Annotated in this window: 5 protein-coding genes; all 5 read right to left on the reverse strand. The window is 68.0% G+C overall.

What is annotated here, in order from left to right:
• Positions 1-74 precede the first annotated feature (74 nt).
• The 5 genes from urtA to Q4I23_RS29350 all read right to left on the reverse strand — a co-directional run bounded on the left by urtA (position 75) and on the right by Q4I23_RS29350 (position 6,280).
• The gene (gene urtA / locus Q4I23_RS29330; protein ID WP_237903147.1) at positions 75-1,394 is read right to left on the reverse strand and encodes an urea ABC transporter substrate-binding protein; all 1,320 of its coding nucleotides are present in this window, start codon (positions 1,392-1,394) and stop codon (positions 75-77) included.
• A 212-nt stretch (positions 1,395-1,606) separates the two neighbouring features.
• Positions 1,607-2,470, reverse strand: a complete 864-nt coding sequence (locus Q4I23_RS29335) for a sugar phosphate isomerase/epimerase family protein (RefSeq protein ID WP_498528550.1) — start codon at positions 2,468-2,470, stop codon at positions 1,607-1,609.
• Positions 2,471-2,626: 156 nt separating this feature from the next.
• Complete coding sequence (locus tag Q4I23_RS29340) at positions 2,627-3,799, reverse strand: dihydrodipicolinate synthase family protein (protein ID WP_498528551.1); 1,173 nt, start codon at positions 3,797-3,799, stop codon at positions 2,627-2,629.
• A 16-nt stretch (positions 3,800-3,815) separates the two neighbouring features.
• The gene (locus Q4I23_RS29345) at positions 3,816-4,967 is read right to left on the reverse strand and encodes a Gfo/Idh/MocA family protein (RefSeq protein ID WP_498528552.1); all 1,152 of its coding nucleotides are present in this window, start codon (positions 4,965-4,967) and stop codon (positions 3,816-3,818) included.
• Positions 4,968-4,987: 20 nt separating this feature from the next.
• Positions 4,988-6,280 (reverse strand): hypothetical protein, encoded by a 1,293-nt coding sequence (locus Q4I23_RS29350; RefSeq protein ID WP_498528553.1) that lies wholly within the window; start codon positions 6,278-6,280, stop codon positions 4,988-4,990.
• Between the last annotated feature and the right edge of the window lie 100 nt (positions 6,281-6,380).

Genomic DNA, 6,380 nt, shown 5'->3' on the forward strand with positions numbered 1-6,380 from the left:
GAGATGTGTATAAGAGACAGGGGTTAGGGAGGGGGCATCACGCAGACAGTTACCGAAAGGCGTTCAGGCAGTCCTCACGACCCCTTGCCGCCGCACTTGCCAGTCTTCACGTTGAAGTTGCCGCAGGACATCGGGGCGCGCCAATCGGAGATCAGGTCCTTGCTGTCCGGCAGGAAGTCCGACCACTCGTCGCCGACCACGAGGCCCGGCGTCTTGGAGACGGTCTCGAACTGGCCGTTTTCCTGCACCTCGCCGATCAGCACCGGCTTGGTGATGTGGTGGTTCGGCAGCATGGCCGAGTAGCCGCCGGTCAGGTTCGGGACGGACACGCCGACGAGGCTGTCGATCACCGCGTTGCTGTCGGTGGTGCCGGCCTTCTCGACCGCCTTCACCCACATGTTGAAGCCGATGTAGTGGGCTTCCATCGGGTCGTTGGTGACGCGCTTGTCGTTCTTGGTGAAGGCCTGCCACTTCTTGATGAAGTCGCTGTTCTCCGGAGTGTCCACCGACATGAAGTAGTTCCAGGCGGCGAGATGGCCGACCAGCGGCTTCGTGTCGATGCCGGCCAGTTCCTCCTCACCCACGGAGAAGGCGACCACCGGGATGTCCTGCGCCTTGACGCCCTGGTTGCCCAGCTCCTTGTAGAAGGGGACGTTGGCGTCGCCGTTGATGGTCGAGACCACTGCGGTCTTCTTGCCGGCAGAGCCGAACTTCTTGATGTCGGCGACGATGTTCTGCCAGTCGGAATGGCCGAACGGGGTGTAGTTGATCATGATGTCCTCGGACTTCACGCCCTTGGACTTCAGGTAGGTTTCCAGGATCTTGTTGGTCGTGCGCGGGTAGACGTAGTCGGTGCCGGCCAGCACCCAGCGCTGCACGCCTTCCGTCGCCGCCAGATAGTCGACGGCGGGGATCGCCTGCTGGTTCGGAGCGGCGCCGGTGTAGAAGACGTTGCGCGAGGACTCCTCGCCTTCATACTGCACCGGGTAGAACAGGATGCTGTTCAGCTCCTCGAACACCGGCAGGACGGACTTGCGGCTGACCGAGGTCCAGCAGCCGAACACTGCGGCCACCTTGTCCTTGCTGACCAGCTCGCGCGCCTTTTCGGCGAACAGGGGCCAGTTGGAGGCGGGATCGACGACGACCGGCTCCAGCTTCTTGCCGAGAACGCCGCCCTTCTTGTTCTGCTCTTCGATGAGCATCAGCATGACGTCCTTCAGCGTGGTCTCGCTGATCGCCATGGTGCCCGACAGGGAATGGAGGATGCCGACCTTGATGGTGTCCTGGGCCGACGCCGGGGCGGCGAAGCCCGCGGCGAACGTGACGGCAAGGCCGGCGGCAGCCGCAAGGGTGCGACCGGTCTTGAAGCCCGACTGGAACCCCGTCTTGAACATTGTGAATACCCCCCGTTCTTTGGTCTGGCGCCCGCCTCAGGCGCCCGGGGGTGTCCTTCGCAAATGTGATGCCACAACGGGTTTTCAGGAAGGCGGGTCAGGGAATCCGCAGCGATTTACAGCCCAGCATTCGATTACGAATTATGCATGTCACTCTTTTATGCTCAAATTTTACTCATTTCCGCCAGAATGACTGCTTTTTAGGCGCCGCTTCACACCGAAGACCGATGCCGTTCGACACAGACCGACAGCACCTCATCCAAAGGTCGTGCCCACCACCGGCGCGAGAATATTTCGACCTCGGAATAGCCTTGGAATCCAACGGCTTCCACCCAGCCACGGATCATTGGGATGTCGATCATTCCATCGCCCATCATGCCGCGATCCTCCAGCAGGTCGGCGGTCGGCACCAGCCAATCGCACACATGGAAGGCACACAGGCGATTCCGGCCCGCCCGGCGGATCTGCGCCTCCAGCTCCGGGTCCCACCAGACGTGGTAGACGTCCAACGCCACGCCCAGCGCTCCGGTTCCCTGCGGGTCCAGGCGGTCGCAGAGGTCGAGCGCGTGGCGCATCGTGTTCACGCAGGCGCGGTCGGCGGCGTACATGGGGTGCAGCGGCTCGATGGCGAGCGGCATCCCGGCGCCGCGGGCGTGGTCCAGCAACTCGGCAATGCCGTCCTCGACCTGGGCGCGGGCCAGCGCGATGTCCTTGGACGGCGGGGAGCCGGGGCGGGAGAATTGCGGCAGCCCGCCGACCACCAGCACAAGGCAGGGAGCGCCCAGCGCCACCGCCTCGTCCACCGCGCGGCGGTTGTCGTCGCGCACCTCGGCCCGGCGGTCGGGATCGGCAGGGAACATGCCGCCGCGGCAGTAGCCGGACAGTTCCAGCCCCAGCTCCTTCACGGCCCGCACGGCGCGATCCAGCCCCACCACGGCCACCTGATCCCGCCAGGGCGAGACGGCGCGGATGCCCTGGCGGGCGCAGGCGTCGAAGATCTGCAGCAGGTCGCCCTGCTTGCGCACCGTAGCCGTGTTGATGGACAGCCAGCGATGATCGCCGGAGAAGTCGCGCATGATCTGGAATCTCCTATCATTCTTGTCCCCTCTCCCCTCAGGGGAGAGGGGCAGGGTGAGGGGGGCCCTCGATGCCTGAGCGTCCGGTCCCCCGAAAACCCCCTCACCCGGCGCCTTCGGCGCCACCCTCTCCCCAGAGGGGAGAGGGAGTTATCCTCACACCGCTTCAATGCCGCGGACGGCCAGGACGTCGGCCATGCGCCACACCGCCTCTTCCGGGTCGCGCAGCAGCCCGGCCTTGTCGGCCAGCCGGAAGATCTCGGCCAGATGCAGGGTGGAGCGCGTGCCCTCCTGCCCGCCGATCATCGTGAAATGGTCCTGGTGACCGTTCAGGTAGGCCATGAAGACCACACCGGTCTTGTAGAAGCGGGTCGGCGCCTTGAAGATGTGGCGGGACAGCGGAACGGTCGGCGCCAGGATCTCGTGGAAGCGCCCCTCCTCCCCCGCCGCCAGTTCGGCAAGCGCCGCCGCCGCCGCCGGGGCGATGGCGTCGAAGATGCCCAGCAGAGCGTCGGAATGGCCCTCCGCGTCGCCGGCGATCAGCTCCGCGTAGTTGAAGTCGTCGCCGGTGTACATGCGCACCCCGGGGGCCAGACGGCGGCGCATGACGATCTCCTTGTCCTTGTCGAGCAGGGAGACCTTCACCCCGTCGACCTTGGCCGCGAAGTCGTTGATGATGCCGACCGCCGTGTCGAGCGCCACCGGGAAATCGTCCGTCCCCCAATAGCCGGCCAGCGCCGGGTCGAACATGTCGCCCAGCCAGTGAAGGATCACCGGGCTGCGCACCTGGGAAAGGATGCGGCTGTAGACGCGGACGTAATCCTCCGGCCCCTTGGCCACGCGGGCGAGCGCGCGCGACGCCATCAGGATCACCCGCCCGCCGAGGTCCTCGACCGCGGCGACCTGGGTCTCGTAGGCGCGGATCACGTCGTCGAGGGACCGAGCGTCCTCCGGCGCCAGATGGTCGGTGCCCGCCCCGCAGGCGATCAGAGCGTTGCCGCGCGCCTTCGCCGCGGTCAGGGAGCGCCGGATCAGCTCCAGCGAGGCGTTCCAGTCCAGCCCCATGCCGCGCTGCGCGGTGTCCATCGCCTCGGCCACGCCGAAGCCGAGGTCCCACAAATGCTCGCGGAAGGCAATGGTGCGGTCCCAGTCGATGGCCGGGGTCAGCCAGGGGTCGTTGTCGGCCAGCGGGTCGGCCACCATGTGGGCGGCGGCGTAGGCCACGCGGTTCAAGGGCCGGTCGGTGCGGGCGGGGAAGCCCCGCGCGGGGGCGACCTCGTAGCTTTCCAGCGAGCGGTCGGCGCGCGGCAGCTTGATGGTCAATGCCATGGACAAGGCCCTCCGGTCAGGCGGTCAGCGAAGGAACGTCGACCCAGCGGCGCTCCTTCCAGCTCTTCAGCGCGGCCTCGACAAGCTGCACGCCCTTGGCGCCCTCGATCAGGCCGTGGTCGAAGGGGGCGTCCTCGACGACGTGGCGGATGAAGGATTCCCACTGCGTCTTGAAGCCGTTGTCCGTCGGCTGGTTGTCGGGCACCGGCTGCCACGTCGCGTAGAAGTCCATGGTCTGCTTCTGGTCCGGGTTCCACACCGGACGCGGCGTGCCCTGGCGCGGCTGGATCACGCAGTCGCTCAGGCCCGCGACCGCCGAGCCGTGGGTCCCGTCCACCTGGAATGTCACCAGATCGTCGCGGTACACCCGCGTCGCCCAGGAGGAGTTGATGTGGGCGATGACTCCGCCCTCCAGCTCGAAGGTGGCGTAGGCCGCGTCGTCGGCGGTGGCCTGATAGCGCTTGCCCTGCTCGTCCCAGCGCTCCGGGATGTGGATGGCGCCGAGGCAGGAGACGCTCTTCACCTGCCCGAACAGGTTGTCGAGCACGTAGCGCCAGTGGCAGACCATGTCGAGTATGATGCCGCCGCCGTCCTCCTCCCGGTAGTTCCAGGAGGGGCGCTGCGCCGGCTGCCAGTCGCCCTCGAACACCCAGTAGCCGAACTCGCCGCGCACCGAGAGGATCTTTCCGAAGAAGCCGCTGTCGCGCAGCATCTTCAGCTTCTGCAGGCCGGGCAGGAACAGCTTGTCCTGCACGGTGCCGTTCTTCACCCCGGCCTCCTCGGCCAGCCGGACGACGCGCAGCGCCTCCTCCAGGTTGGTGGCGATGGGCTTCTCGCAATAGACGTGCTTGCCGGCGTGGATCGCCGCCTGCAGCAGCGTCGGGCGCATCTGGGTGGTGCCGGCGTCGAAGAAGATCGTGTCGTCCGGGTTGGCCAGGGCCGCGTCCAGATTGTCGGTCCAGCGCTCCACCCCGTGGCGCTGGGCCAGCTCGCGGATCTTCTCGGCGTTGCGCCCGACCAGGATGGGGTCCGGCATGACGCGGGACCCGTCGGACAGCGTGACGCCGCCTTGCGCCCGGATGGCGAGGATCGACCGGATCAGGTGCTGGTTCATGCCCATGCGGCCGGTCACGCCATGCATGATGATACCAAGGCGCTTCGTGCTCATGTCGGGGACTCCCTAGGGGATTATTCGTTCTGCAGGGGGGACAGGCGGTCCCACCGGGGCTGCGCCGCGCAGGCGAAGCCGGGGACGGCCAGGGTTTCGGTCGGCAGGCTGCCGCCCGCCGTGGCGAGGCGGACGGTGCCGTCCCGCCGGGTGTAGAAGCCGGGATGCGCGTCGAGGAAGGCCTCGGCCTCCGGCGCCCCGTCGAAGCCGTTTCCGTACTGGTGGCCGTTGCGCTCCGCGTCGGCGATGCCGAGCAGCGCGACCAGGGCCGTATCCTGCTGCACCGCCAACCCGGCCTGACAGGTCAGGTCCTCCGCGGCGATGAAGTGCGGCGCCCCCCAGGCCGCGCAGCGCGCCCGGTTGAGGACGGCCTTGTAGAGACCCTTGCAGGACTTGGACGACACGCCGCGGTAACCGGCGGCGCGGGCGCGCGGGAAGGCGTCGTAGCCGTCGTCGGACTCGTCGATGATGAAGGGAATGCGCTCCGCCACCGCGCCCAGCGGCGCCTCCAGCGCGCGCTCCCGCGCCACCGGCTGTTCGATGTAGAGCAGGCGCCCGCGGAACCCCGCCAGCGCCGGGTCGCGCTCCAGCCCCGCTACGAAGGCGACGAGCGCGGAGGCATCCGCGTATTGCTCGTTGCCGTCCAGCGTGGCGCGGTAGTCGCCCGCCGCCGCGTCCAGAACGCCGGCGATCTCGGCCAGTCGTGCCAGATCGGCGGACGGATCGCCGCCCAGCTTGATCTTGAAGCGGCCCAGCCGCTCCCGCGCCAGCAGGGCGCGCAGCGCCTCCGGCTCGTCCAGCAGCCCGACCGTGTGGCGGAGCGTCACGGACGTCCGCGGCTCCAGCCCGGCGAGGAAGCCGTCAAGGTCGAAGCCCGCCAAGTCGGGCGTCAGCCGCGCGTCGATCCCGGCGCGGTTCGCCCGCATGCCGGTAAAGACATCCGTGTCCAGGACACGCAGCAGACCGTCCAGCACCGCCTTGTCGATCAGCGCCGGCCCGTAGGCGGCGGTCAGGTCGGGCAGCCCGGCGGCGCGGCAGGCCGCCCGTTGCGTCTCGTAGGCCGCTGCGTGATGGCCGAAGGCGGTGTCCGTGCGATCCGTCCCGTAGGCGTCGCGGGCGAGGCGCAGGGAGCGGCGCAGGCCGTTCACCGTCTCGTCCGGGCTGCGGTCCGGGCGTTTGTCGAACCACTTCGGCATCATCATCTCGGCGGTGCCGCCCCACGCCTCGCCGACGCCGTCCACATGGACCAAAGCGCGGACGAAGGCCTGGGGAGCCGCCTCCACCGTCACGCTGCCGAAGCGGAAGGGCTTCACGAAGCGGACGGGGCGTTCATACAGGTCGATGGCGCGGATGGTGAGGAGGGGTGCATTGCCCCCACCCTTCCCACGGCCTGTCTCTTATACACATCTGACG

It is taken from the genome of Azospirillum sp. UFLA03-27 (assembly GCF_059803775.1).

What these genes read in the sequence shown, in the direction of transcription:
- Q4I23_RS29340 (WP_498528551.1), bottom strand. Translation starts at nt 3,799, where the DNA reads ATGGCATTGACCATCAAGCTGCCGCGCGCCGACCGCTCGCTGGAAAGC.
- Q4I23_RS29345 (WP_498528552.1), bottom strand. Translation starts at nt 4,967, where the DNA reads ATGAGCACGAAGCGCCTTGGTATCATCATGCATGGCGTGACCGGCCGC.
- urtA (WP_237903147.1), bottom strand. Translation starts at nt 1,394, where the DNA reads ATGTTCAAGACGGGGTTCCAGTCGGGCTTCAAGACCGGTCGCACCCTT.
- Q4I23_RS29335 (WP_498528550.1), bottom strand. Translation starts at nt 2,470, where the DNA reads ATGCGCGACTTCTCCGGCGATCATCGCTGGCTGTCCATCAACACGGCT.